General features: G+C 72.7%; 23 protein-coding genes. 13 read left to right on the top strand and 10 right to left on the bottom strand.

Features of this window, described 5'->3' with window-relative positions:
* Positions 1–45: 45 nt before the first annotated feature.
* The gene (locus ACWGQ1_RS12575; protein ID WP_452313065.1) at positions 46–873 is read right to left on the bottom strand and encodes an SDR family oxidoreductase; all 828 of its coding nucleotides are present in this window, start codon (positions 871–873) and stop codon (positions 46–48) included.
* A 177-nt stretch (positions 874–1,050) separates the two neighbouring features.
* On the opposite strand from ACWGQ1_RS12575, the gene ACWGQ1_RS12570 reads away from it, so the two are divergent.
* From ACWGQ1_RS12570 to ACWGQ1_RS12550, 5 genes are read left to right on the top strand one after another with little or no spacing between them, the layout of a single operon-like run.
* A complete protein-coding gene (locus ACWGQ1_RS12570) occupies positions 1,051–2,505 on the top strand; it encodes an APC family permease (RefSeq protein WP_136029148.1) in 1,455 nt (484 codons plus the stop codon).
* A 38-nt stretch (positions 2,506–2,543) separates the two neighbouring features.
* On the top strand, positions 2,544–3,386 hold the full coding sequence (locus ACWGQ1_RS12565; RefSeq protein WP_136036980.1) for a molybdenum cofactor biosynthesis F family protein: 843 nt from the start codon (positions 2,544–2,546) through the stop codon (positions 3,384–3,386).
* 1 nt (position 3,387) lies between these two features.
* Positions 3,388–5,031, top strand: a complete 1,644-nt coding sequence (locus ACWGQ1_RS12560) for an amidohydrolase (protein ID WP_136044700.1) — start codon at positions 3,388–3,390, stop codon at positions 5,029–5,031.
* Positions 5,032–5,059: 28 nt separating this feature from the next.
* Complete coding sequence (locus ACWGQ1_RS12555) at positions 5,060–5,416, top strand: DUF202 domain-containing protein (protein WP_452313064.1); 357 nt, start codon at positions 5,060–5,062, stop codon at positions 5,414–5,416.
* Positions 5,417–5,432: 16 nt separating this feature from the next.
* Positions 5,433–5,804: a DUF202 domain-containing protein gene (locus tag ACWGQ1_RS12550; RefSeq protein WP_452313063.1), complete on the top strand. Its 372-nt coding sequence runs from the start codon at positions 5,433–5,435 to the stop codon at positions 5,802–5,804.
* Positions 5,805–5,938: 134 nt separating this feature from the next.
* On the opposite strand, the gene ACWGQ1_RS12545 is transcribed toward ACWGQ1_RS12550, so the two are convergent.
* Genes ACWGQ1_RS12545 through ACWGQ1_RS12525 form a run of 5 tightly spaced genes read right to left on the bottom strand, consistent with a single transcriptional unit; the run spans position 5,939 to position 11,665 of the window.
* On the bottom strand, positions 5,939–8,251 hold the full coding sequence (locus ACWGQ1_RS12545; protein WP_452313062.1) for a sulfatase-like hydrolase/transferase: 2,313 nt from the start codon (positions 8,249–8,251) through the stop codon (positions 5,939–5,941).
* On the bottom strand, positions 8,252–9,037 hold the full coding sequence (locus tag ACWGQ1_RS12540) for an ABC transporter ATP-binding protein (RefSeq protein WP_136029137.1): 786 nt from the start codon (positions 9,035–9,037) through the stop codon (positions 8,252–8,254).
* The gene (locus ACWGQ1_RS12535) at positions 9,034–9,870 is read right to left on the bottom strand and encodes an ABC transporter permease (RefSeq protein ID WP_136035327.1); all 837 of its coding nucleotides are present in this window, start codon (positions 9,868–9,870) and stop codon (positions 9,034–9,036) included. The genes ACWGQ1_RS12540 and ACWGQ1_RS12535 overlap by 4 nt, the downstream gene beginning before the upstream one ends.
* Positions 9,870–10,649 (bottom strand): ABC transporter permease, encoded by a 780-nt coding sequence (locus ACWGQ1_RS12530; protein WP_136035328.1) that lies wholly within the window; start codon positions 10,647–10,649, stop codon positions 9,870–9,872. Before ACWGQ1_RS12530 ends, ACWGQ1_RS12535 begins: the two co-directional genes overlap by 1 nt.
* A gap of 5 nt (positions 10,650–10,654) precedes the next feature.
* Positions 10,655–11,665 (bottom strand): ABC transporter substrate-binding protein, encoded by a 1,011-nt coding sequence (locus ACWGQ1_RS12525; protein WP_136035329.1) that lies wholly within the window; start codon positions 11,663–11,665, stop codon positions 10,655–10,657.
* A gap of 151 nt (positions 11,666–11,816) precedes the next feature.
* Between ACWGQ1_RS12525 and ACWGQ1_RS12520 the strand changes: the two genes are divergently transcribed.
* A complete protein-coding gene (locus tag ACWGQ1_RS12520) occupies positions 11,817–12,428 on the top strand; it encodes a TetR/AcrR family transcriptional regulator (protein WP_136035330.1) in 612 nt (203 codons plus the stop codon).
* 20 nt (positions 12,429–12,448) lie between these two features.
* Here the strand turns inward: ACWGQ1_RS12520 and ACWGQ1_RS12515 are convergent, their stop codons facing one another.
* From ACWGQ1_RS12515 to ACWGQ1_RS12500, 4 genes are all read right to left on the bottom strand, one after another.
* Positions 12,449–13,915, bottom strand: a complete 1,467-nt coding sequence (locus ACWGQ1_RS12515; protein ID WP_136035332.1) for a GMC family oxidoreductase — start codon at positions 13,913–13,915, stop codon at positions 12,449–12,451.
* Between the two features lie 182 nt (positions 13,916–14,097).
* Positions 14,098–15,576 (bottom strand): aldehyde dehydrogenase family protein, encoded by a 1,479-nt coding sequence (locus ACWGQ1_RS12510; protein WP_206251592.1) that lies wholly within the window; start codon positions 15,574–15,576, stop codon positions 14,098–14,100.
* A gap of 47 nt (positions 15,577–15,623) precedes the next feature.
* Positions 15,624–16,931 carry an HNH endonuclease signature motif containing protein gene (locus tag ACWGQ1_RS12505; RefSeq protein WP_136035331.1) on the bottom strand — a complete coding sequence of 436 codons (1,308 nt, stop codon included), beginning with the start codon at positions 16,929–16,931 and terminating at the stop codon, positions 15,624–15,626.
* Between the two features lie 204 nt (positions 16,932–17,135).
* The gene (locus ACWGQ1_RS12500; protein WP_205812604.1) at positions 17,136–17,573 is read right to left on the bottom strand and encodes an Lrp/AsnC family transcriptional regulator; all 438 of its coding nucleotides are present in this window, start codon (positions 17,571–17,573) and stop codon (positions 17,136–17,138) included.
* 150 nt (positions 17,574–17,723) lie between these two features.
* On the opposite strand from ACWGQ1_RS12500, the gene pdhA reads away from it, so the two are divergent.
* From pdhA to ACWGQ1_RS12465, 7 genes are all read left to right on the top strand, one after another.
* Positions 17,724–18,842 (top strand): pyruvate dehydrogenase (acetyl-transferring) E1 component subunit alpha, encoded by a 1,119-nt coding sequence (gene pdhA / locus ACWGQ1_RS12495; RefSeq protein WP_136029125.1) that lies wholly within the window; start codon positions 17,724–17,726, stop codon positions 18,840–18,842.
* On the top strand, positions 18,839–19,960 hold the full coding sequence (locus ACWGQ1_RS12490) for a transketolase C-terminal domain-containing protein (protein ID WP_452313061.1): 1,122 nt from the start codon (positions 18,839–18,841) through the stop codon (positions 19,958–19,960). Before pdhA ends, ACWGQ1_RS12490 begins: the two co-directional genes overlap by 4 nt.
* Positions 19,957–21,522, top strand: a complete 1,566-nt coding sequence (locus tag ACWGQ1_RS12485; RefSeq protein WP_452313060.1) for a 2-oxo acid dehydrogenase subunit E2 — start codon at positions 19,957–19,959, stop codon at positions 21,520–21,522. The genes ACWGQ1_RS12490 and ACWGQ1_RS12485 overlap by 4 nt, the downstream gene beginning before the upstream one ends.
* Positions 21,523–21,656: 134 nt before the next feature.
* Positions 21,657–22,976 (top strand): MFS transporter, encoded by a 1,320-nt coding sequence (locus ACWGQ1_RS12480; protein ID WP_206251595.1) that lies wholly within the window; start codon positions 21,657–21,659, stop codon positions 22,974–22,976.
* 123 nt (positions 22,977–23,099) lie between these two features.
* Positions 23,100–24,293: a thiolase family protein gene (locus ACWGQ1_RS12475; protein WP_136045811.1), complete on the top strand. Its 1,194-nt coding sequence runs from the start codon at positions 23,100–23,102 to the stop codon at positions 24,291–24,293.
* The gene (locus tag ACWGQ1_RS12470; RefSeq protein WP_452313059.1) at positions 24,290–25,057 is read left to right on the top strand and encodes an enoyl-CoA hydratase-related protein; all 768 of its coding nucleotides are present in this window, start codon (positions 24,290–24,292) and stop codon (positions 25,055–25,057) included. The genes ACWGQ1_RS12475 and ACWGQ1_RS12470 overlap by 4 nt, the downstream gene beginning before the upstream one ends.
* Positions 25,054–25,953, top strand: a complete 900-nt coding sequence (locus ACWGQ1_RS12465; protein ID WP_452313058.1) for a 3-hydroxyacyl-CoA dehydrogenase NAD-binding domain-containing protein — start codon at positions 25,054–25,056, stop codon at positions 25,951–25,953. Before ACWGQ1_RS12470 ends, ACWGQ1_RS12465 begins: the two co-directional genes overlap by 4 nt.
* Positions 25,954–25,961 lie beyond the last annotated feature (8 nt).

Below are 25,961 nucleotides of genomic sequence, written 5' to 3'. Positions count from 1 at the left end.
GTGTGTTCTGGCGCGCGGGGCGCCGCGGGGCCGGACGCGGGTGCGTCAGGCGGGGAAACCCGAACGGGCGGTGAAGCCGAAGTCGCTCAGCAGGGTGGTGCCGTTGATCGCCCTGCTGCGCGGCGACACCAGGTAGGTCACGTGCGCCGCCACCTCCTCGGCGGTCTGCACGGGGAAGGCGGGGTCGTCGAAGGCGTCGGCGCCCAGGTCGCCGCGGCTCATCGGGGTGTCGACCACGGAGGGGGCGACCGCGTTGACCCGCACCCCGGTGCCGGCCAGGTCGACCGACAGCGCCCGGCCGAACTGCACCAGCGCGGCCTTCGAGGCGCAATACGGCGCCATGCCGGGCGAGGCGACGACGGCCGAGTCGCTCGCGAGCAGCACGACCGAGGCCGAGCGGGCGGCCCTCAGCGTCGGCAGGGCGTGCTTGAGCACGAGGAACGCGCCGGTCACGTTGACGGCGAGCACGCGGTTCCAGTCGGCGAGCGCGGTGTCCTCGACCGCGGTGCCGACGGGGCCGGAGACCCCGGCGCAGCACACGACCGCGTCGAGCCCGCCGAGCGCCGCGACTCCGGCCGCGACCGCCGCGGACACCTGCTCCTCGTCGGTCACGTCGGCGGCCAGCAGCACGGGGTCGGCGCTCCCGCGCTCGACGCAGCCGCGGGCGGTGTCGCGCAGGGCGGACACGTCGCGGTCGAGCAGGGCCGTGCGCACCCCCTCCGCGGCGAGCGCGAGCGCCACGGCCCGGCCGATGCCGCTGCCCGCGCCCGTGATGAGGGCCGTCGTCCCGTCCAGCCGCAGCTCCATGTGGTCCTCCCTGCCGCCCGGTGCCCGGCGGTGCGCGGGGAACGGCGGCGGTGTCGTCCCGGTCATCCTGCTCCCCGCGCCACGGCGTCAGCACGGGCGTGTGCGGGGTGTGCACGGTGGCACCATCGTCCTTCGCTCACGGTCAAGTGCGGCGCCGGGCCGACGAGCAGACTCGCTCTATCGACGATTCCCCTCGTCGTCGATGCCGTGTCCGCACGGCCGTCACCGAGCAAAGGAGCCGACGTGGCAGAGCAGCTGTCCGCGTCCACGACGCCGCACCACACCTCCCTCCGACCGGGCGCCCTCGGCGTCGCCGGCATCGTCTTCCTCGTCCTGGCCGCGGTCGCCCCGCTGACCGGGATCGTGGTCGTCGCGTCGCTGGCGATCGCCCTCGGCAACGGCGGAGGGACCCCGATGTCCTTCTTCCTCGTCGCGGCGATCCTGCTGCTGTTCGCGGTGGGCTACGCGCAGATGTCGAAGCAGCTGGTCAACGCCGGCGGGTTCTACGCGTTCGTCGTGAAGGGCCTCGGCCGCACCGGCGGTCTGGTCGCCGGACTCATCGCCACGCTGGGCTACAACTTCTTCGTGGTCGGCACGATCGGCACGAGCGGCTTCTTCATGCAGACGATCATCCGCGACCTCACCGGCCTCGACGTGAACTGGCTCGTGTGGGGTCTGCTGTCGATCGTGGTGTGCTTCGTGCTGGCGCGCATCGGCGTGGACTTCAGCTCGAAGATCCTCGGGGTGTGCCTCGTGCTCGAGGTGCTGATGCTCGTGATCTTCGACGTCTCGGTGCTCGTGCAGACCGGCTACGACGTGTCGGCGTTCAGCCCGGAGGCCGTGTTCTCCGGATCGCTGCCCATCGGCCTGCTGCTGGCGGCGACCGGCTTCCTCGGTTTCGAGGCGACCGCGCTGTTCAGCGAGGAGGCCAAGCAGCCGCTGCGCACGATCCCCCGCGCCACCTACACCTCGATCATCGCGATCGGCGTGATCCTCGGCGTCACCACGTGGGCCGTGGTGAGCGCGACCGGTGTGGCGCAGGCGCAGGCCACGGCACTGGAGCACCTGCCCACCGGCGACCTGATCTTCTCGCTGTCGCAGCAGTACCTGGGCGGCCCGCTGACCACCGTCATGATGGTGCTGCTGCTGGTGAGCCTGTTCGCCGCGATGCTCGCGTTCCACAACTCCGCCACCCGCTACCTGTACTCGCTGGGCCGGGCGAAGATCCTGCCGCAGGCGCTCGCCCGCACCCGAGCGAACGGCGCCCCGCAGCTCGCGGGCATCGTGCAGGCCGGGTTCGCCGGCATCGTCGCGATCCTGTTCGCGATCGCCGGCGCCGACCCCATCCTCACGCTCGTGCCCGCGATGCTGGGCTTCGGCACCCTGAGCGTGCTGATCCTGCAGGGGCTCGCCGCGATCTCGATCGTCGTGTACTTCCGCCGCCAGGGGGACCCGCGCTGGTGGAGCACGTTCATCGCGCCGGGCATCGGCTTCCTCGGCATCGCCGCGATCTCGATCCTCGCGATCGTGAACTTCAACATCGTCGCCGGCTCCGAGGAGCTCGCGATCCGGCTGATGCCGCTGCTGCTCGTGCTCGCGCTGATCGGCGGCATCGTCTACGCCGCCTACCTCAAGCGCTCCCGGCCCGCCGTGTACGACGGGCTCGCCACCGACCTGGAGAGGGTCAGCGCCCGCTGATCCGCTCCGCTCCCCCGCCCTCCGAAGGAAGGAACCCCATGACGACGACGCTGAACCCCGCAGACACCTCCACGTGGCTGCCGCTGGAGGGACTCGCCCCCGGCTTCGACGCCAACAAGGCCCCGCACAGCACGGCGCTGAGCGGCCGCGAGATCACCGTGGTCGACGGCCGCGGCACCCGCATCGTGCACCGCTTCGACGACTCCACCGTCACGTGGGACTACCGCCCCGGCGCCGACGACAGCACCGAGGCCGCGAGCGACACCGACGACTACGAGGCGTTCGAGGTCGACGACGAGCTGTACTTCGTGCAGTTCCACCACCGCTACCTGCCGAACGAGGCCGTGTCGCTGATCCTCGACCTGCGGCACGGGCGCTCGCTGGCCGTGATCTCCGACATCCTCCCCGCCCCCGAGCAGGGCCGCACGCGCGTGCAGCACCACTTCGCGCCGGGCACCATCGAGGGCACGGAGGTGACCGGCGCCGAGGCCGCCCCGACCACGACGCTCATCGGACGTCGCGTGGAGTGGGTGTACAGCGAGGAGCACGCCTACGAGCACGTGTACCTGTCGCCGCGGTGGTACTCGTGGCAGTGCCTCGCCGGCCCGGAGCGCGGCCTGGCCGACACCGACGAGAACAGCGTGTGGGAGGTGCGACCGGGCATCTACGTGTTCGCGTGGCGCGAGAAGGTCATCCCGTGCGCCTCGGTCACCATCGCCGACCACCGTGACGTGAACGCGATCCGCTCGCACGGCGTGCTGTTCGGCCTGGACGAGTCGGGCGAGGTGCCGACGCACTTCACGTTCGGCGCCTACGGACGACTGCTGTCGACCACGCACCACACGCCCGAGCTCGAGCCCGCGACCTTCGGAGACGCCTGACATGACCGACGTCGCCGACCTCATCGTCACCGGTTCCACGATCCGCACGGCCGATCGGACGCGGCCCCGCGCCGAGGCCTTCGCCGTGCGCGACGGGCGGATCCTCGCCATCGGCGACCGCGCCGACGTGGAGGGCCTCCGCGGGCGCCGCACACGGACGCTCGAGGTCGGCGACGCCGCCGTGTATCCGGGCTTCGTCGATGTGCACAACCATCACGCGCTCGCCGGACGCACCGAGCTGTTCGAGCTGTCGCTGGCGCCGTCGCTGAGCCTCGACGAGATCCTGGACCGGGTGCGCGAGAAGGCGGCGACGCTGCCGGAGGACGCGTGGATCGTCGGCGGAGCCGTGGCCACCACCCTGCTGCCGACCCTCGCGAACACCGCGACCCGGCGGCGGCTCGACGAGGCGGCGGGCGGGCGCCCGGTCGCGCTCATGGAGGACTCCCGGCACAACCGCTGGGCGAACAGCCGGGCGCTGGAGCTGGCGGGCATCACCGCCGGCAGCATCCCGGCGGGCGGCGTCACGCTGCTCGACCCCGACGACGGCACCCCGACCGGCGTGCTGCTGGAGGCGGCGGGCATCCCGGTGCAGGAGGCGTACGACCGCAGCGGCGGACTCACCCCGGAGCAGCACGCGGCCGCCTCCCGCCGCGGCGTCGAGCTGCTGAACTCGTTCGGGATCACGGCCTTCCAGGACGCGGGGGTCTCGGTCGACATCCTGGCCGCGCTCGCCGGGCTCGACCGCGCGGACGAGCTGCACGCGTGGGTGGTGTCGTCGCTGCTCATCAACGACGAGATCTTCGGCTTCGACCCGATCGGCAGTCCCCTGCTCGACCGCGGCGAGGAGTATCGCACCGCCCACCACCGGCCGGACTTCGTGAAGATCTTCCTCGACGGCGTGCCGCCCGCGCGGACCGCCTCGTTCCTCGACCCGTACCCCGCCGACCCGGTGCACGGTGCGCACTTCCACGGCGAGACGACCATGACCCTCGACGAGCTCACCGGCTGGCTGCGCACGGTCGCCGCGCGCGGCCTGGGCGCCAAGGTGCACTGCACGGGCGATGGCTCGGCGCGGCTCGTGCTCGACGCCGCGGAGCAGCTCAGGGCGGAGGGGTTCACCACGCCCGTGCAGATCGCGCACGGGCAGTTCCTCGCCGAGAGCGACATCCCGCGGCTGGCGGCGCTCGACGTCTCGGCCGACATCTCGCCCTTCATCTGGTACCCGGGCGTGATCCCGCAGGCGCTGGCCGACGTGCTGGGTGCGCGGGCCGAGCACTCGCAGCCCAACCGGTCGCTGCTCGACGCGGGCGCTCTCGTCGCCGGCGGTTCGGACTGGCCGGTGAGCGAGTCGCCGAACACCCTGGAGGGACTGCAGGGTCTGGTGACCCGCGCCGATCCGCTCCGGCGCGCGCCGGGCACGCTGTGGCCGGAGCAGGCGCTCACGGCCGAGGAGGCGCTGGAGGTGTTCACGATCAACGCCGCGACCGCGATGGGTCTCGGCGCCGAGACGGGCTCCCTCACGGCGGGCAAGTCCGCGGACTTCGTGGTGCTGGAGCGCGACGCGATCGCCGGGCCCGCCGAGGAGATCGTGCACACGGAGGTCGTGTCGACCTGGTTCGCCGGGCGTCCCGTGCACGAGCGCTGAGCGGCGGATGCGCCGCTACGATGAGGCCATGCGCCGCTTCCCCGCCTCCGTCTACCGCGTGGGTGAGGAGCCCGATCCGCGGTTCTCGCTCGCGAACGAGCGCACGTTCCTGGCCTGGACCCGCACCGGCCTCGCGCTGATCGCGGGCGGTGTGGCCCTGGAGGTGCTGGGGCTCGACCTGCACCCGGGATTCCGGCTCGCGGCGTCGCTGCTGCTGATGGTCGCGGGCACCGCGGTCGCTCCCCTCGCGTGGTTCGAGTGGATGCGGGCCGACCGGGCGCTGCGCCAGTCGCGGCCGCTGCCCGGGGCGCTCTCCGCCGTGCTGCTCGCGGTGGTCGTGGTGACGGTCGGTCTGCTTGTCCTCGCGGGCGTGCTGTGGCGCTGACGGGGCGGCGGCCCTGATGCGGCGGGGGGCGGCGGAACCGGATCGCCTGTACGACCCGGGGCTGCAGCCCGAGCGCACGGAGCTCGCCTGGCGGCGCACGGCCCTGGCGATCGCGATCGGCTCGCTGCTGTCGCTGCGGGTGTTCCCTCTCGTGCTGCCCCCGGCCGCGGGGGCCTGGGGCGTCGTGCCGGGGATCCTCGGGGTGGCCACGGCCTGCCTGCTGTGGGTCGCGGCGCGGCGGCGTCAGGCGCGCACGACCGCGGTGCTGACGGAACGCGCGACCGGACCCCTGCCCGGCGGAGGGCTGCCGCTGCTGCTGACCGTGTTCGCGAGCGGCTTCGGCGTGGTGGCGCTCGTGCTCGTCGCGGTCGCGCAGCTCACGGCCTGAGCCGCGGGCACCGGTGGGGCCGGCCCGGATCGTGCCCCTCCCGCCTGCGGTCGGTCCGGTGCGGGCGCCCCGGACGAACCCGATGCGATCGGCGCCGGCGACCCCTCAGACGCCGGCGCCGACCGCGGTCCCGGTCAGTCGGCGACCGCCAGCACGGCCCGTCCGACAGCTCGCAGCTCGGTCGCGTCATGCGTCGACCGCTCCCCGGGCACGTAGCGCACCCGCCGCAGCTCACCGCCGCGGAACGGGAAGGAACGGTGCCGCTCGTGCAGCTCCCAGTCGACCGGGCCGCCGTAGTCGTAGCCGACGCTGATGCCCGTGAACGGCGCCATCCCGAGCAGCATCGGCACGTCGTCGATGCGGGCGACCTCGGCGCCGTCCGCGTCGAGCGCGACCCGCCACCGCAGTCCCGGCCGCTCGTCCACGCGCAGCACCAGCTCGTGCGACCCCGGAGCGAGCCGGGGGCCGTCCGCCCGGCGCATCGCCCCGTACGCGTTGTACGCCAGCAGCGGCGCCCCGTCGTCGAGCGCGAGCAGGTAACCGCCGCCCTGGTCGCCGTGCGCCACGATCACGCCCGCCGCATCGTCGCGCACGAGCACGTCGACCTCGACCAGGAACGACCGCAGCACGGTGAGCTTGGACGACCGGAACCGCTCCAGCGGGGGGCGGAACGGGATGAGGTCGACCGGAGCCGACAGGGGCTCCTCGGTGTCGGGCCGCAGCCGGAACAGGGCGCCCTCGTCGTCGAGCGGGAACACGGTGTTGCGCCAGGCCTCCGCGTGCCACCGCGCCGCGAGGGCCCGGACGCGTTCCGGGTGCAGGGCCGCCACGTCGCGGGTCTCGGTGGGGTCGGCGGCGAGGTCGTACAGCTCCCACACCCCGCCCTCCGGCCCCTCGTCGCGCGTCGGGGGCACGGTCGACAGCGCCTTCCAGCCGCCCTCGACGATCGCCCGCCGTCCGACGCACTCGAAGTACTGCGCCTCCCGGCCGTCGGCCGCGGGGTCGGCGAGCACGGACGCGATGCTGCCGCCGTCCATCTCGAGTGCCGGCCGTCCGTGCCGCTCGTCGAGCGGGGGCACGCCGCACAGCTCCAGGATCGTCGGGGCGAGGTCCGACACGAACACGAATTGATCGCGCAGGCCGCCCGTCATGGGGGCGTCGGGCCACGACACGATCAGCGGCGCGTGCACCCCGCCCTCGTAGGTCGTGGCCTTGAACGAGCGGAACGGCGTGTTCGACACGCGTGCCCAGCCGGTCGGGTACTGCCCGAACAGCCGCGGGCCGCCGATGTCGTCCACGTCGCGCGGCACGTCGCGCACCCAGCCGTCGGGCATCGCCCCGGAGGCGCCGAACTGGGCGAAGTAGCTGCGGGTTCCGGTCGGGCCGCCCTCCGCGGTGCCGCCGTTGTCGCTTGCGAGCACCACGAGGGTGTTGTCCCACTCGCCGCTGCGCTCCAGGCGCGCGCGCAGCCGCCCCACGCTCTGGTCGATCTCGTCGACCGCGGCCGCGTACACCTCCATGTGCCGGGCGAACAGCCGCTGCTCCTCGGGGTCGAGCGCGTCCCACGCGGGGATGCTCGCGCCGTCGGCGAGCGGGTCGGGCGGCAGCTCGGCGTGCGGGGGCACGATGCCGCGCTCGCGCTGCCGGGCGAACCGCTGCTCGCGCATCCGGTTCCAGCCGTCCTCGTAGCGGCCGCGGTACTTCTCGATGTCGGCCTCCTTGGCCTGGATCGGCCCGTGCACCGAGGTGTGCGCGTAGTAGAGGAAGAAGGGGCGGTCGGGCTCGTTCACGCGCAGGTCGTCGATCATGCCGATCGCGCGGTCGGTCAGCTCGTCGGTGAGGAAGAACCCGTCGGGGAACTCGCGCACGTCCACCACGGAGTTGTCCTGCACGAGCCGGTGCGGGTGGTGCAGCGAGGTGAAGCCGTCCATGCTCCCGAAGTACCGGTCGAACCCGCGCTGCAGCGGCCAGGTGCGGCGGTCGGCGCCGTCGTGCAGCCGCGACTCCAGCGTCAGGTGCCACTTGCCGACCATGAAGGTCGCGTAGCCGCCGGCGCGCAGCGATTCCGCGAGGGTGGGGGCCGCCGCGGGCAGCTCGCACGAGAAGCCGGGGTAGCCGGGGTCGACGTGCGCCACGAACCCGAAGCCCGCGCGGTGCGGGTTGAGGCCGGTGAGCAGCGCCGCCCGCGCCGGGGAGCACATCGGCGCGGTGCGGTAGTTCGTGAACACCCAGCCGTCGCCGGCGAGGGCGTCGATGTGGGGCGTGTCGATCTCGCTGCCGAACGGGCCGAGGTCGCTGAAACCCAGGTCGTCGATCAGCATCACGATCACGTTCGGCGCCCCCGGCCGCGCCCGCCGCGGCTCGGGCCACCACGGCTCCGACTCCGACGTGAACTCCGCCGCCGTGCCCTCGAAGCCCTCGTAGCCGCGGGCGTCTGCGGCCGCCATTCAGCCGGCCCTCCGGATCAGCTCGAAGATGCGCGTGCGCAGCTCCGCGAACGCCGGGAGCGCCCGCGTGGTCAGCTGGTCGCGCGGGCCGAGGTCGATGTCGATGATCTCGGTGACCTTGGCCGGCCGCTCGCCCAGCACCACGACCCGGTCGGACAGGTACACGGCCTCGTCGATGTCGTGGGTGACGATCACGATGGTCATGCCGAACTGCTCGCGGATCCGCAGGCACAGGTCCTCCAGCTCGAAGCGCGTCTGCGCGTCGACCGAGGCGAAGGGCTCGTCCATCACCAGCACCTCGGGCCGGTAGGCGATCGCCCGGGCGATGGCGACGCGCTGCTGCATGCCGCCCGACAGCTGCCACGGGAACTTCGCCTCGGCACCGGAGAGGCCGACCGCGGCGAGCGCGGCGCCGATCCGCTCCTCGCGCTCCGCGGCGGGCAGACGCAGGTGCTTCAGGGGCAGCCGCACGTTCTTCTCCACGGTGAGCCACGGCATGAGCGAGCGCGTGTACTCCTGGAACACGAGGGCCATCTCCTGCGGCGGGCCGTCGATGGGCACGCCGTCGATCGCGGCACTGCCTGCGGTGATGCCCTGGAGCCCGGTGAGGCACTTGAGCAGCGTGGTCTTGCCGATGCCGGACGGGCCGACGATGCAGCACACCTCGCCGGCGCGCACGTCGAACGTGAGGTCGGCGATCACCGGCACGAGGCCGTTGCGGGTCTGGTACGACTTGGCGAGTCCGTCGACGCGCAGGCGCACGGGGGCGCTCTCGATGGTGGTCATGCGTTCTTCTCCTGTTGCTGGGAGGCGATGTACCAGCGCAGCACGCGGCGCCGGAAGAGGGTGAACAGGGCGGTGGCGGCGTAGCCGATGATGCCGAGCACGAGGATGCCCGCCCACATGTCGGGGATCGCGAACGACTGCTGCGCGAGCAGGGTCGCCGCTCCCAGTCCGGTGGAGGAGCCGAGCATCTCGCTCGCGATCATCACGACGAACGCGGTGATGAGGCTGACCTGCATGCCGGAGAGGATGCGCGGCCCCGCGGCGGGCAGCATCACGGAGAACAGCCGCTCGGGGCCGGTCAGCCGGTAGACGCGGCTGACCATGTCGAGCGTCGGCTCCCCCGCCCGCACCCCGTCGATGGTCGAGATGAGGATCGGGAACACCGCGGCGAGGGTGATCGAGAGGATGCGGGTCTCGGTGCCGAAGCCGATCAGCGACACGAAGATCGGCACGAGCGCGACGGGCGGGATCGCGCGGAAGAAGTGCACGGTCGGCTCCACCAGCCAGCTGAGCGGACGGATGAGCCCGAGCACCAGGCCGAGCAGCACGCCGATCACGGTCGCCAGCACGAACGACAGCGCGAGGTTGCCGACCGAGGAGGCGACGTCGACCAGGAACGCCGGCGTCTGCGCGAGCTGCCACAGGCGCTGGAGGATCACCTGCAGCGGCGGGAAGAACGCGTTGGTCGAGGCTGCGGAGGCGACCCACCACAGCACGAGCAGCAGCACCGGCACGGCGATCTCCGCACCGATCAGCACGCCCCGCGGGAGGCCGCCCTGGCCGCGCCTCCTGAACAGGCGCGAGGGGGTCTGGATCGAGGTGGTCAGGGTCATCACACGACCTGCTTCCGGTACTGGGGGTGCCAGTGCAGCAGCCGCCGCTCGCCCCACTGGCTCAGTCCCTGCACGAGCAGGCCGAGCACACCGAGGAGGAGCACGTAGGCGAACAGCTGCGCCTGGTTGCCGCTGATCTGCGACAGCAGCAGGCTCTGGCCGAGACCGGGCCCGCCGCCGAGCAGCCCGGCCACGACCGCGACGACGAGCGAGGTGGGCGCCGCGACGCGGATCGCGGTGCCGATGTAGGGCAGGGCGCTGGGCAGCACGATGCGGCCGAGGATCTCGCCGCGCCCCATGCCGTACGAACGCCCGGTCGCCCTGGCCACCGGATCGGTGTCGAAGACGCCGGCGGAGGCCTGCACGGCGATCGCGATGAAGCAGCCGAAGAACACCAGGAAGATCCCCATGCCCAGGGTGGGCCCGAGCACGAGCACCACCACGGGCAGGATCACGATCGGCGGGATCGGCTTGAGGAACTCGAGGGGTACACGCGTGGCGTGCATCGCGAGCGGCGAGGTGCCGATCGCGACGCCCAGCACCACGCCGATCACGATGGCGAGCACGAGCCCGACGAGCGCCATGGTGAGCGTGTCGCCGAGCGCGGTCCAGGTGGCGGGGGTGCCGAGCAGGCGCACGGCCTCGCCGATCGCAGCGGTCGCGGGCGGCAGCGGGGAGTCGGCGAGGGGCCCGGCGGTCGCGGACCACTCCCAGAGAGCCAGCGCCGCGAGGACGCCGACCGCTCCGACGAGGGGTGGGACGAAGGGGGAACGGGTCATGGTGCTCACTCCGCGGCGACGACGACGCCCTCGAGGTCGACCGGGGACGGCAGGAAGCCGAGCTTCCCGAGCTTCTCGTTCACGCGCTCGAGGTCGATCGGGGCGACCTCGGCGGGCCAGAACGGGAGCTTGACCTCGTCGACCGTGAGCGTCGAGCCGGTGGCGTCGATGCCGGCTTGGATCGCGTCCTCCGGATGCTCGTTCGCGTAGGCGTTGCTCTTGGCGATGGCCCGCTGGAACGCGGCGATCGCATCGGCCTTGCCCGAGAGGGTGCTCTCCCCCGTGGTCCACAGTCCGACGGCACCCTCCTCGAAGAAGCCGACCGACGGGGCGGAGACGAACGTCGCCCCGGCCGCAGCGGCCTCGCCGGTGAACGGGCTCACGAGGCCCGCCGCGTCGACGGTGCCGCTCTTGAGCGCCGCGACCGCGGAGGTGAAGTCGAGCACGACCCACTCGACCGAGGAGGGATCGACGCCGGCGCGGTCGAGGGCATCGGTGATCACGACCTCCAGCTGCGCCTTGCGGGCGGGGATGGCGATGGTCGCGCCCTCCAGGTCGGCGACGTCGGTGATGCCGCTCGCCGCGGAGGCGTAGAGGCCGGTGTCGTCGACCTCGGCCGGGTCCTCGGCGTCGGCCGCGCCGTCGACGTAGCCGTCGGCGGGAGCCACGACCTTGAGCGGCACCCCGCTCGCGAGCGCGTTGAGCAGCGGGATGCTGGGGGCGTAGGCGATGTCGACCTGGCCGCTCTGCGCGGCGGCGAGGCCCGCGGGCGGGTTGGCGACCACCGACGTCTCGATCGCCAGGCCCTCGTCCTCGAAGAAGCCCTGCTCCTGTCCGAGCAGCAGCGCCCCGTCGGAGACGAGTCCGATGGTGGCGACCTTGAGGGTGGTCAGCTCGCCGCCCGCGCCCGAGCCGGAGCCGGAGTCGGCCGGGGACGACGTGCACGCGGCCAGCGCGAGCACTCCCGCCGCGGCGACCACTCCGGCCGCCCGTCGTGCGAGTCGATTCATGTTCATGGAGAACTCCTCTTCGAGTTAGTCACCGGCTGGTGATTTTAAAGATCGTACTCGTGCCTTGCAGGGCTGCGGTTACGATCGGGTTACATTAGTCACCGAATGGTGACGAAAAAGGTCATGCAGATGAGGGTTGATGCAGAGGGGGATATCGATGCCGAAGATCGTCGACCACGACGAGCGCCGCGACCACATCGCCGACGCCGCCACGCAGGTCATCATCCGGGTGGGATTCGACAAGCTCACCATGCGGGAGATCGCGACGGAGGCGGGGTACGCGCACGGCGCGATCGCCCGGTACTTCCCCGACAAGCGCAGCGTGCTCACCGCCGCGTTCCTCCGGCTCTACACGCTCGCGAACGACCGCATCCACGCGCGCATCGAGGGCGTGCGGGGGCTGGAGGCCCTGGAGCGCATGTGCCGCGAGATCCTGCCCTACAGCCCGAACGGCCCGCTGTACGCGAAGGTCGTGATCGCTTTCTGGGACCACGCCTCGCAGGACGAGGAGGTCACGCGCATCCACCGCGTGAACAACCTGCACTGGCGCGACCTGTTCCGCCAGTGCCTGATCGAGGCGCGCGACGACGGCGAGCTGGCCGACCACGTCGACATCGAGACGGCGGTCAACGAGATCGCGTCCCGCAACGCCGGCTGGCAGATGATCTCGGTGCTGATGCCGGACTCCGCGGGGGACGGACGGCTGAACGACGCGCTCGACGCACTGCTGTCGATGCTGCGCCGCCCGGCCGCCCCGCCCTCCCGCTGATCGCACCGGACCCTCCCCCGTCAGCCCGCCAGGACGAAGCGCGCGCCGCGCTCCCCGATCATGGCGGCCGGTGCGTTCGTGTTGCCGGTGGGGACCGTGGGCATGACCGAGGCGTCGACGACGCGGAGGCCGTCGATGCCGCGCACCCGCAGCTGCGGATCCACCACGGCCTCGGCGTCGGAGCCCATGCGGCACGTGCCGACCTGGTGGTGGTAGGTGATGGCGGTGCGGCGCACCCAGTCCTCGACCGCGTCGTCGGGCACGTCCGGCCCCGGGTAGACCTCGGTCGCGCCCCACTCCTCGGCGAGCGCCGGCCGGGTGCCGATGCGGCGGCACTGGCGCACGGAGGCGGCGAGGGCGTCGGCGTCGCGCTGGTCTTCGAGGGCCGCGAGGTCGATCGCGGGCGGGTCGGCGAGCCGCGGCCCGGTGAGCCGGAGCGACCCCCGGCTGTACGGCGTGACGAGACCGGCCATGAGGGTGAAGCCGTCGCTGCCGCGCGGCTCCAGCTCGCCCCACATCGGCACGGAGAAGTGGATGGGCTGGGTGTCGGGTTCTGGCAGGCCCTCGCGGCTCCGCCAGAACAGGTGGCTCTGGGTCACGGAGACACCGGGCTGCGGCGGGCCGACGGGCTTCTTCCCGGTGGCGAAGATCACGGGCGACAGCAGGTGGTCGTGCAGGTTCCTGCCCACGCCGGGCGCGTCGAGCACCACGGGGATGCCGAGTGCGTCGAGCTCGTCGGCCGGGCCGATGCCGGAGCGCAGCAGGATCACCGGCGTGCCGATCGCGCCTGCCGCGAGGATCACCTCGTCGGCGCGCACCTCCTCCGTCTCCTCCCCCTCGCCCAGCCGCACGCCGACCGCGCGGCCGTCGTGCACGATCACGGAGTGCACCTCGCGGCCGGTGAGGATGGTGAGCTGCTCGGCGATCGGCTGCGCGTACGCGGTCCACGTGTTCACGCGGCGCCCGTCGCGCATCGTCACCTGCTCCTGCGAGACCCCGTCGAGCACACCGCCGTTGTAGTTCGGGTTGTGCGGCAGGCCCTCCTGCACGGCCGCCTCGATGATCGACGCCTGGATCGGCGAGAGCGGATAGTCGTCGGTGACCGGGAGCAGGTCGTTCTCGATCGCGGCGAACACCGGCTCCACGTCGGCCCAGCTCCAGCCCGTGGCGCCCTCGCGGTCCCAGCGGTCGTAGTCGGACGCGGCGCCGCGCACCCAGATCATCGCGTTGAGCGCGTGCGACCCGCCCGTGACCTTGCCGCGGGGAAGGTGCAGTCGACGCCCTCCCGCATGAGGCTGCGGCACCGTGAAGAAGTCCCAGTCCTCGGCCGAGTGCCACAGCTCCCCCGCACGGGACGGGTCGTGGATGGCCGGGTTGGTGTCGTAGCCGCCCGCCTCGATCAGCGTGACCGCCACGCCCGCATCGCTGAGGCGCCGCGCGACGATCGCGCCCGACGTGCCGGCGCCCACGACGATCGCGGACCGGATCGCGGGCTGCTCCGACTCCGGGTTCACGGCCGCGCCCGGGTTCACGGTCACGCCCGGGTCCTCGGTCACGCCCGGGTCCTCGGTCACGCCCGGGTTCACTGCCGCGCCCGGGTCCTCGGTCACGCCCGGGTTCACTGCCGCGCCCGGGCCCTCGGTCACGCCCGGGTTCTCGGCTGCCACGGTCAGGCCTTGCGCCCGGGGCCGGACACGACCTGGGTGACCGCGACCGACTTGAGGCCCTCGACGCCGAACTCCAGACCGTAGCCGGAGCTCTTGACGCCGCCGAACGGCACCATCGGGTGCAGGCCGCCGTGCGAGTTGATCCACACGGTGCCGGACTGCATGCGCGACGCGGCCTCGCGGGCGGCCTCGGGGTCGCTCGACCACACGGACGCGCCGAGGCCGACGTCGAGCGCGTTGGCGAGCTCGAACGCCTCGTCCACGTCGCTGTAGCGGATGACGGGCAGCGCCGGGCCGAACTGCTCTTCCTGCACGAGCGCGGCGTCGTTGTCGATGTCAGCCACGATCGTCGGGCGGTAGAACAGCTCGCCGAGGTCGGATGCGGGCTCTCCGCCGGTGACGATCCGGGCGCCGCGGCTCTTCGCGTCTTCCACGAGCCGGCTGACGATGTCGAACTGCGGGCGGTTCTGCAGCGGCCCGAGCACGTTGCCCTCGTCGAGACCGTTGCCCATGGGCACCTGCTCGGCGATCGCGGCGAGTGCGTTCACCACGTCGTCGTAGATCGAGTCGTGCACGTAGAGGCGCTTCATGGCGGCGCAGGTCTGGCCGGTGTTGATGAAGGCGCCCCAGAACAGGTCTTCGGCGATCGCGGCGGCGTCGGTGCCGGGGAGCACGATGCCGGCGTCGTTGCCGCCCAGCTCGAGGGTGAGGCGGGCGAGGTTGCCGGCGGAGCTCTCGATGATGCGGCGGCCGGTCGCGGTGGAGCCGGTGAACATGATCTTGTCGATGTCGGGGTGGGAGGCCAGTCGCGCACCGACCTCGCGGTCGCCGGAGATGCCGATGAGCACATCCGCGGGCAGCACCTCGTTCATGACGGCCAGCATCGCGAGGACGCTCAGCGGGGTGTACTCGCTGGGCTTCGCGACGACCGTGTTGCCCATGCGCAGCGACGGCCCGATCTGCCAGATGGTGATCATGAGGGGCCAGTTCCACGGGCCGATCGCGCCGACGACGCCCGCCGCCTTGTACACGAGCTCGGCGTGCAGGGTCTCGTCGTCGACCAGCACCTGCGGTTCGAGCACGGTGGTGGCGTTGGTGCGCAGCCACGCGGAGCAGGCCCCCAGCTCGAAGCGCGCGTTCGGGCCGTTGAGCGGCTTGCCCTGCTCGCGCGACAGCAGATAGGCGAGGCCCTCCGCGTTGGCGTCGATCGCGTCGGCCGCGGCCAGGAGGAGTTCGCTGCGCTTCTCGTGTCCGAGGGCTTCCCATGCGGGCTGCGCTGCCTTGGCGCGGGCGATCGCATCGTCGAGGTCGGCGACCGTCGCGACGGGGGCGCGGCCGATGACCTCCCGGGTCGCGGCGTCCGGGATCTCCCGGCCGGCACCCTCCGGCGCCTGGATGCGGTCGAGCAGAGCGGCGGCTGCGGACGCGGCGGAATCGGTGGATCCCGAGTCGACGGCTACGGGAACGGCGGAATCGGACATCGGTGTCTCTCCTTCGGCGGGTCACGGCGCGGACGCCGGTCTTCTTCTCATTGTCGGTCGGCCCCTCCGACGACACTTGTCGCGGAGCGCGCCGCAGATGTCTCCGCGCGAAGGATGCGCGCGCGGCGGGCGTGCGGCGGCTCCGCACCGGGGCGCGGCCCCCTCGGCGGTGGGGTGCGCCATCGTCGCGCGGGATCCCACCAGGCCGGCCCCCGCACGAGCGGCACTCCGTCTCGCATGCGGATCTGCCAGCCGGAGGTGTCGAGCGTGCGGTGATGGTGCCAGCACAGCGCGACGCCGTTGTCGGTGTGGGTCGCGCCCCCGCGGGCATGCTCCGTGACGTGGTGGATCTCGCACCAGGCGGCGGGGACGTGGCACCCGGGGATGAGGCACTCGCGGTCCCGCGCACAGATCGCCCGGCGCTGCGCGGTCGTGAAGATCCGCTCGCTCGACCCGAGCCCGATGATCCTTCCGCCCGCTCCGAAGACGACACGCTGCACCGTGCCGCCGCAGTCCGTGTGCACGGCGACCCGGGTCGAGACCGGTGTGCCGACGCCCTCGACCTGCGCCCAGCCTCGTCCTCGGGCGAAGTCCTCGGCGGCGACCGTGACCACCAGGGTCGGGGCGCCGCCACCCAACCGCGGCATGTCGTCGTGGCGGGCCGCGATCCCCAGCGCTGCCGCGAGCGCATCGTGCTGCTTCTGTGCGCGGGTCCGCCCATCGACCATCCCTCCGGCATCTCCGGACGGGAGCGCGTCGTCCTCCGGAGAGACCGGCAGGTCGCCGGCGGAGGCGTCATCGAGATCTGCGGACGGCACGAAGTGGACGCCGGGAACCGGCGGTCCCTCGACCTTCGGGTTCAGGTACGCGTCCCAGATCCGCTGCAGCTGCCCCGCGACCTCGGGCAGCAGCGCACCCTGCTCGATCGGCCCGGTCGCGGCCAGCAGCCCCGTCACGCCGATCGCCCCCTCGACGAGGGCGTCGCGCAGCGCCGGCCACCGCGCCGGGAGCCACTCCCCGGAGGAGAGGTCGACCTCGCGGCGCACCAGCCGCGCGGCCTTCAGTGTCCGTGCGGCGGTCGCCGCGTCCACCCGGAGGACGCGTTGCAGGAGCTCGTTCATCGACCGGCAGCCGAACCGCCCGCAGAACGCCGGCTCCCCCGACCCCGCAGGACGCTGATCGACGTTCGCGACCGCTTCCACGACCACGGCCTCCACCCGTCGCTGGATCTCGCCCGCCACCCGCAGCAGCTCCATCATGTCCCCCGCGGCGAGAGCACTCAGGGTGCCGGATCGCAGCACCGCATCGAGGGCGACGACCGTGTCGCCCAGAACCGCTGCCGATGTGCTCTCCATGGGACGATTCCATCGGGGGCCACCGACATTCGGAGCCGGATAACCCCAGGCCAGAGAGATATTCCGGAACACCCGAGCGACACATCCCGTACCAGCGCGGGCTCGCGGACAGCCCTCGACGGCAGCGCACGACGGGCGCACGATCAACCGCCCGCCCCGTCTCCACGTCGTTCACCCGGGCACCACGTCGCCGTGGCTCGAGCCTCAGGTGCGGTCGTCGTCCTCGAAGATCAGGATCGTGCGGGTCGACCGGATCGAGGGGATCGCCTGGATGTCCTCGAGCACGATGCGGCGGAGGTCGCGGGCGTCGTTGGCCCGCACGAGCAGGAGCACGTCGAAGTCTCCGCCGACCAGGGCGATGTGCTCGATCTCGGGGATCGCCCGCAGCCGGGCCCGCACGTCCTGCCACGTGGCCTGCTCGATCGCGAGGGTCACGTAGGCACTCGCGTGGTGACCCAGCAGTACGGGGTCGGTGCGCACGGTGTAGCCGGTGATGACCCCCGCGTCCGTCAGCCTCTTGATGCGCGCGTGCGCCCCGGCACGGGAGATGTGCACGGCCTCGGCGATCGCGGTCATCGACGCCCGCGCGTCCCTTCGGAGCTCGGCGAGGATCGCGCGATCCGTGTCATCCAGGGCCGTCATGGCACCCCTCTCATCCCGGTCTGAATCCTGACATTGTGAACGCCAGATCCGCAACCATCGTGCAATCGTCCACGATCTGACCGGGGATATTGGATGACTGTCGCGACCGGGGCATGCTGTCCTCATCGAGTTCGGCGAGGAAGGCGGACGATGCTGCACACGGACCTGCTGCCGCGGGACACCGCGGTGAATCTGATCACGGCGGACGGCACGACCGTCCACGACGAGGCCTACGCGCTGCCTGACGCGGACACGCTGCTCACCGCCTACCGGGGTCTGGTCGAGGGCCGCCGCATCAACGAGCAGGCCAACGCGCTCGTGCGACAGGGGCGCCTCGCCGTGTACCCGTCCTCGCACGGGCAGGAGGCGTGCCAGGTCGCGGCGGCCATGGTGCTCGGCGACCGGGACTGGCTGTTCCCGACCTACCGCGACTCGGTCGCCGTGATCGCCCGCGGTGTCGCTCCGGCCGAGGCTCTGGTGCTCCTCAAGGGCGACTGGCACTCGGGGTACGACGTCCGCGCGCACCGGGTCGCACCGCAGGCCACTCCCCTGGCCACGCAGCTGCTGCACGCGGTGGGGTTCGCGCAGGCGGCGAAACACCGCGGGGAGGACACGGTCGTGCTGGCCCTGTGCGGCGACGGCGCGACGAGCGAGGGCGACTTCCACGAGGCGATGAACTTCGCCGCCGTGTTCCACGTGCCGGTCGTGTTCTTCGTGCAGAACAACGAGTTCGCCATCTCGGTGCCCCTGTCGCGCCAGACGGCCGCTCCCTCGCTCGCCCACAAGGCGATCGGCTACGGCATGCCGGGCCAGCGCGTCGACGGCAACGACGTCGCGGCCGTGCTGGCCGTGCTGACCGAGGCCGTGGATCGCGCGCGGGCGGGCGGCGGGCCGTCGCTCGTCGAGGCGCACACGTATCGCATGCAGGCGCACACGAACGCCGATGACGACACCCGCTACCGCGAGCGCGACGAGGTGCAGGCGTGGATCGCCCGTGACCCGCTGCTGCGACTGCGCGCACACCTGACCGCCGCTGGCGCGCTCGACGAGGACACCGAGAAGCGCTTCGCCGCCGGGGCGGAGGAGATCGCCGCCGCGATGCGCGAGGCGCTCAACACCGACGCCGACCTCGACCCGGAAGACCTGTTCCGCTTCGTGACCACGAGCCGGTCGCCTCAGCTCGAGGAACAGTGGCAGCTGCTGCACGGCGAACTCGAACGAGACGGGCTCGCCCACGCCGCAGCCGCGACGAACGGAGGACAGCGATGAGCATCGCCGAGCACGACACCCGCCCCGCGGCCCCCGCCGACACGGCCCCCGCCGACATCGCGAACACCGACACCGCGAACACCGACACCGCGAACACCGGCACCGGCGGCACCGACGCACCGGACGCCGCCCCCGCACCGGCCACGATGACGATGGCGGCCGCCCTCAACCTCGCGCTCGCCGACGCGCTGGCCTCCGACGCCGACGTGGTCGTGTTCGGCGAGGACGTCGGTGCGCTGGGCGGCGTGTTCCGCATCACCGACGGCCTCACGGCCCGCTTCGGCGAGGACCGCTGCTTCGACACCCCGCTCGCGGAGTCCGGCATCATCGGCACAGCGGTCGGCATGGCCATGAACGGCCTGCGCCCCGTGGTCGAGATGCAGTTCGACGCGTTCGCCCTGCCGGCGTTCGAGCAGATCGTCAGCCACGTCGCGAAGCTCGGCAACCGCACGCGCGGCGGCATCCGGATGCCCCTCGTGATCCGCATCCCGTTCGGCGGGGGCATCGGCGGGGTCGAGCACCACTGCGACTCGTCCGAGGCCTACTACGCGCACACCCCGGGGCTCACGGTCGTCAGCCCGTCCACCCCGCAAGACGCGTACTCGCTGCTGCGCGCGGCGATCGCCTCGCCCGACCCCGTCGTGTTCCTGGAGCCGAAGAAGCTCTACTGGTCGAAGGGCGAGGTCGACACCACCGTCACGGCCGAGATCGGCTCCGCGCGCATCGCCAGGGACGGCACCGATGTCACCCTGCTGGCCTACGGCGCCTCCGTGCCGCTCGCCCTGGAGGCGGCCGAGGTCGCGGCGGCGGAGGGGCGCAGCGTGCAGGTGGTGGACGTGCGGTCGCTGTCGCCCTTCGACGACGACACCGTGACCGCCGCCGTGCGCTCCACCGGGCGGGCCGTCGTGATCGCCGAGGCCCCGGGCTACGTGAGCGTCGCCTCGGAGATCCAGGCGCGCGTGTTCGAGCGGTGCTTCGAGTACCTCGCCGCGCCCGTGCGACGCGTGACCGGCTTCGACACCCCGTACGCGCCGCCGAAGTTCGAGCACTGGTATCTGCCCGACGTCGACCGCGTGCTCGACGCGATCGACATGCTGCACTGGGACGAGGACGCATGAGCACTCCCGTGAAGACCGCCGTCCGCGTGTTCCGCCTGCCCGATCTCGGCGAGGGGCTCACCGAGGCCGGGCTCGTGCAGTGGCTGGTCGCGGTGGGCGACACGATCGTCACCGATCAGGCGATCGCCGAGGTCGAGACCGCGAAGAGCGTCGTGGAGCTGCCGTCGCCGTTCGCTGGTGTGATCACGGCGCTGCACGGCACCCCGGGCGACACGATCGACGTCGGTGCCCCGGTCCTGGAGGTCGCCGACCCCGGACACGTGCCGCACGACGCCGCGGGCACGCCAGACGCCGACCCCGCCGCGACGACCGAGCAGGAGGCGTACCGGCAGGAGGAGCGCGCCGGCTCCGGCAACGTGCTCATCGGCTACGGCACCTCGGCGTCGACCACGAAGGGCCGGCGCCGCCGCCCCGCTGCCCGACCCGCGCACGTCGGCGCGGCCGCTCCCCGCGGCGCCTCCGCCGGGTCCACCGGCCCCGCAGCCGCGCCTGCCGAACCGCAGCCCGGTGCTCCCGGCGCTCCCGGTGCTCCCACACCCGCCACCGGCGCGGCCGCGGGCGGCTCGGGCTCCGTCGATGCTCCCCCCTCCGCGCCGCGCCGCCCCGTGGCCGTCCGTTCGCCCCTCGTGCGACGCCTCGCGCGAGACCTGGGGCTCGACGTGCACACCATCACCCCGAGCGGAGCCGACGGCGCCATCACCCGGGCCGACGTCCTGCGCGCCGCCGTGGACCATGCGGTCGACGGCGTCACCGCGCCGCATCACACGGCCTCCGACTCCGCGGCCCTCGGCACGACGGCAGGCGCCACCTCAGCCTCCGACACCGCAGCCCCGACCTCCACGACCGGCACCGGCGAGCTCGACGGCCTCCCCGTGCGGTCCCGCGAGCGCCTGTCGCCGCTGCGGCGCGCCGTGAGCGCGAAGCTCGCGCGCAGCCGCTCCGAGATCCCCGAGGCCACGGTCTGGGTCGACGTGGATGCGACGGAACTGTGGGACCTCCGCGGGCAGATGGCCCCGGAGGGCGAGCGGCCGCCGTCGATCACGGCACTGCTGGCGCGGTTCGTGCTGCTGGCGCTGGAGGACTATCCGGTCCTCGCGTCGCGGCTGAGCGAGGACGGCGGCGAGCTGATCTCGTTCGACGGCGTGAACCTGGGCGTCGCGGCCGACACCGAGCGCGGCCTCCTGGTGCCGGTGGTCCCGCGGGCGCACGCGCTCACGGTGGCCCAGCTCGACACGGCGCTGCGCGAACTGGCCGCGACCGCCCGCTCCGGGTCCATGCCGCCCGAGCGCCTGCGCGGCTCGACCTTCACGCTCAACAACTACGGCGGCCTGGGGGTCGACGGCTCCGCGGCGATCATCAACCATCCGGATGTCGCGATCCTCGGCATCGGTCGCATCATCGAACGCCCGTGGGTCGTGGAGGGAGCGATCGTGCCGCGGCGGATCGCCCAGCTGTCGCTCGTGTTCGATCACCGGGTCTGCGACGGCGGTTATGCGGCCGGGTTCCTGCGCCGGGTGACGGAGCTGATCGAGCATCCGCTGCGTGCGTTCGGGAGGGTCTGAGGCCGCAACCTGCTGCGCGCTCTCGTGGCGCGGCGGACGATGCGCTACGCTCGGCGATTACTGACCGATCATTCGGTAAGTAATCGACGGCGCCCCCCGCGCCGCCCGACCCGACGCAGAACAACGGAGTTCGCATGACCTCAGCCACCGCTGCCGCCTCGTCCACCGGAAGGATGCCCGCCGAAGAGCGCCGGGTGCTCGCGGGCACCCTCGTGGGCACCTCGATCGAGTGGTACGACTTCTTCATCTACGCACAGGCCGCCGGCCTCGTGCTCGCGCCGCTCTTCCTCGCCCCGATCGCGGAGTCCAGCCCGGGGCTCGCCCAGGTGCTGTCGTTCGCCACGATCGGCATCTCGTTCCTGTTCCGCCCGCTCGGCGCGATCGTCGCCGGACACCTGGGCGACAAGCTCGGCCGCAAGAAGATGCTCGTCTTCACGCTCGTCATGATGGGCCTGTCCACCTCGCTGATCGGCCTGCTGCCGACGTACGCGGCGATCGGTGTCGCCGCGCCAATCCTCCTCATCCTCCTCCGCATCCTGCAGGGCTTCTCCGCGGGCGGCGAGTGGGGTGGCGCCGCCCTGATGGCCGTCGAGCACGCGCCGACGGGCCGGCGCGGCCTGTTCGGCGCCTTCCCGCAGATCGGCGTGCCGGTCGGCATGATCCTGGCGACGTTCACGCTGTGGGCGCTGACCAGCTCGATGTCGCCCGAGGCGTTCCTGGAGTGGGGCTGGCGCATCCCGTTCCTGCTGTCGATCGTGCTGATCGCGGTCGGTTACGTGATCCGCCGCGCGGTCGACGAGAGCCCCGTGTTCGAAGACCTGCGCCGCCGCCGCAAGGAGGCCTCGGCCCCGCTCGGGCAGCTGTTCCGCTCGAACACCAAGCAGGTCGTGCTGACGGCCGTCATCTTCATCGCGAACAACGCCGCCGGCTACCTGCTCATCGCGTTCTTCGCCACCTACGCGGTCACCGCGCTGGGGATGGAGCGTCCGCCCGTGCTCCTGGCGACCACGCTCGCCTCGTTCGGCTGGCTGATCTTCACGCTGTGGGGCGGGCACCTCTCCGACCGCCTCGGGCGCATCCGCACCTTCCAGATCGGGTACGTCGCCCTGGCGGTGTGGGCGATCCCGATGTGGTTCCTGATCGACACCGCGAACATCGTCTGGTACTTCGTGGCGCTGTTCGTGATGACGTTCGCCCTCGGGCTGTCGTACGGCCCGCAGGCAGCGCTGTACGCCGAGATGTTCCCGGCGAACGTGCGCTACTCGGGCGTCTCGATCGGCTACGCGCTGGGCGCGATCCTCGGCGGGGCGTTCGCGCCGATGATCGCGGAGTCGCTGCTGAACCAGTTCCACGCGGCGTGGACGATCGGCCTCTACATCGCCATCGCCTCGGTCATCTCGCTCATCGGGGTGTCGCTGGTGAAGGAGACGAAGGGCGTGGACCTCTCCGTCTGACGCGCGGGATCCGGGATCGCGGCCGGCCGTGCGCCTGTGCCATAATTACCTTACGATCGGTCAGTAATTCACGGCCGGCCGCTCCCCGGACCACCCGCAGGACGACGATGTCAGGAGATCCGCATGCCAGAGGCCTATCTCGTCGGAGGCGTGCGCACGCCGGTCGGGCGCTACGGCGGCACCCTCGCCACGGTCCGCCCCGACGATCTGGCCGCCCTCGTCGTCGGCGAGGCCGTGCGGCGCGCCGGGCTCGACCCCGCGACCGCGGAGCTCGACGAGGTCATCCTCGGCGCGGCGAACCAGGCCGGTGAGGACAACCGCAACGTCGCCCGGATGGCCGTGCTGCTCGCGGGGCTCCCCGACACCGTGCCCGGCATCACCGTCAACCGGCTCTGCGCCTCCGGCATGTCGGCCGTGACCATGGCCGCCCAGGCGATCCGCGCCGGCGACGCCGACCTCATCGTGGCGGGCGGCGTGGAGTCGATGACCCGCGCGCCCTGGGTGCAGGCGAAGCCCGAGAAGGCCTGGGCCAAGCCCGGAGCCGCGTTCGACACCTCGATCGGCTGGCGCTTCCCCAACCCGCGACTGCTCGCGCGCGACAAGGCCACGTTCACGATGCCGGAGACCGCGGAAGAGGTCGCCCGCGTCGACGGCATCACGCGCGCGGAGGCCGACGCGTTCGCCGTGCGGTCGCAGCAGCGCGCCGCCGCCGCGATCAGCGCCGGCCGCTTCGCCCCCGAGATCGTCGGCGTGCCCGTGCGCGACGGCGAGGTGCTCGTCGACGAGGGCCCCCGCCCCGACACGACCCTCGAGGTCCTGGCCCGGCTGCGCCCCGTGGTCGCGGGCGGCGAGGTCGTGACCGCGGGCAACTCCAGCGCCCTCAACGACGGCGCGTCCGCGGTGCTGGTGGCGAGCGCCGCGGCCGTGGAGCGCTACGGCCTCACGCCCCGCGCGCGCATCGTGGTGGGCACCTCGGCCGGACTCGCCCCCGAGGTCATGGGGCTCGGGCCGGTGCCCGCGACCGAGAAGGCGCTGCACCGTTCGGGGCTGTCGCTGGACGACCTGGGGTCGATCGAGCTGAACGAGGCCTTCGCATCGCAGTCGCTCGCGTGCATCCGCCGCCTCGGACTCGACGAGGACCGGGTGAACGCCGACGGCGGAGCCATCGCGCTGGGCCATCCCCTCGGCTCCTCGGGCTCGCGGCTGCTGGTCACGCTGATGGGCCGCATGGAGCGTGAGGGCTCGCAGTACGGCCTGGCGACGATGTGCGTCGGCGTCGGGCAGGGGGCGGCCACGATCCTGGAGGCCGTGCGATGACCGCGGCGCCGACCGCCGAGACCCCGCCCGCGACGCCGCTGCTGGTCGAGCGCCACGAGGACCGGGTGATCGCGACCCTGAATCGTCCGCACAAGCGCAACGCGATCGACCAGGCCACGATCGACGCGCTGCACGCCCTGTGCGCGGAGCTGGAGGAGACGCCGAAGACGCTGATCCTCACCGGGGCCGAGGGCGTGTTCGCCGCGGGTGCCGACATCGCCCAGCTGCGGGAGCGCCGCGCCGCCGACGCGCTGCGCGGCATCAACGCCCACGCGTTCGTGCGCCTCGCGGAGCTGCCGATGCCCGTGATCGCCGCGATCGACGGCTACGCCCTGGGCGGTGGGGCCGAGCTCGCCTACGCCGCGGACATCCGCCTCGCGACGCCCGCGCTCCGCATCGGCAACCCCGAGACCGGTCTCGGGATCATCGCCGCGGCCGGGGCATCGTGGCGGCTGAAGGAGATCGTGGGTGAGGCCAGGGCCGCCGAGCTGCTGCTCACCGGTCGCACGGTGCTCGCCGACGAGGCGCTGCGCCTCGGGATCGTCTCCGCTCTGCACGAGCCGGACGAGCTGCTCGACGCCGCCCACGCCGTGGCCGACCGCATCGCCCGCAACGACCCCGCGGCCACGATGGCGACCAAGCGCGTGCTGCGCGCCCCGCGCGACCGGCACCCCGCCGTCGACCTGGACGAGCAGTCCGTGCTCTTCGAGAGCCCGGAGAAGTTCCGCCGCATGACCGCCTTCCTGGAGCGGAGAGACCGATGACGACCACCTCACCCTCCCCCTCCGCGGCCGCCCCGACGGCCCCGCCCACCGCCCCGGCGCGCGTCGGCGTGCTCGGCGGCGGGCGCATGGGCGCCGGCATCGCGCACGCCTTCCTGCTCGCGGGCTCCCACGTGACCGTGGTGGAACGCGATGACGCGGCGGCGGAGGCGGCGTCCGCGCGCGTGCTCGGCTCCGTCGACGCCTCGATCGCCCGCGGCTCCGCCACCGACACGGTCGCGTCGTATCGGGCACGCTTCGCGACCGGCACCGACGCGGCCCTCTTCGCCGACTGCGACCTCGTCGTCGAGGCCGTGCCGGAGGACCTGAGCCTGAAGATCGAGGCGCTCACCCGCGTGGAGGCGCAGCTCTCCCCCGCCGCCGCCCTGGCCTCCAACACCTCCTCCATCGCGATCGACGAGCTCGCCGCCGTGCTCGACCGCCCGGCGCGCTTCCTCGGCCTGCACTTCTTCAACCCGGTGCCCGCCTCGACCCTGGTGGAGATCGTGCGCGGCGCGGCGACCGACGCGGCCCTGACCGACGCGGCCCGCGGCTGGGTGCACGCCCTCGGCAAGACGCCGATCGTGGTCGCCGACGCGCCGGGCTTCGCCTCCTCACGACTGGGCGTCGCGCTCGGCCTGGAGGCGATCCGGATGCTGGAGGACGGCGTCGCCTCGGCGGCCGACATCGACGCCGCCATGACGCTCGGCTACAAGCATCCGGTGGGCCCGCTCCGGCTCACCGACCTCGTGGGGCTCGACGTGCGGCTCGGCATCGCCGAGTACCTGGCCGCGCACCTGGGCCCGCGCTTCGAACCCCCCGCTCTGCTGCGCCGTCTCGTCGCCGAGGGCCACCTCGGCCGCAAGAGCGGACGCGGCTTCTACGACTGGGACGACTGATGAAGGGA

Source organism: Microbacterium sp. NPDC055599 (assembly GCF_053618975.1).
This window is presented reverse-complemented; position numbering and strand designations above follow the sequence as displayed.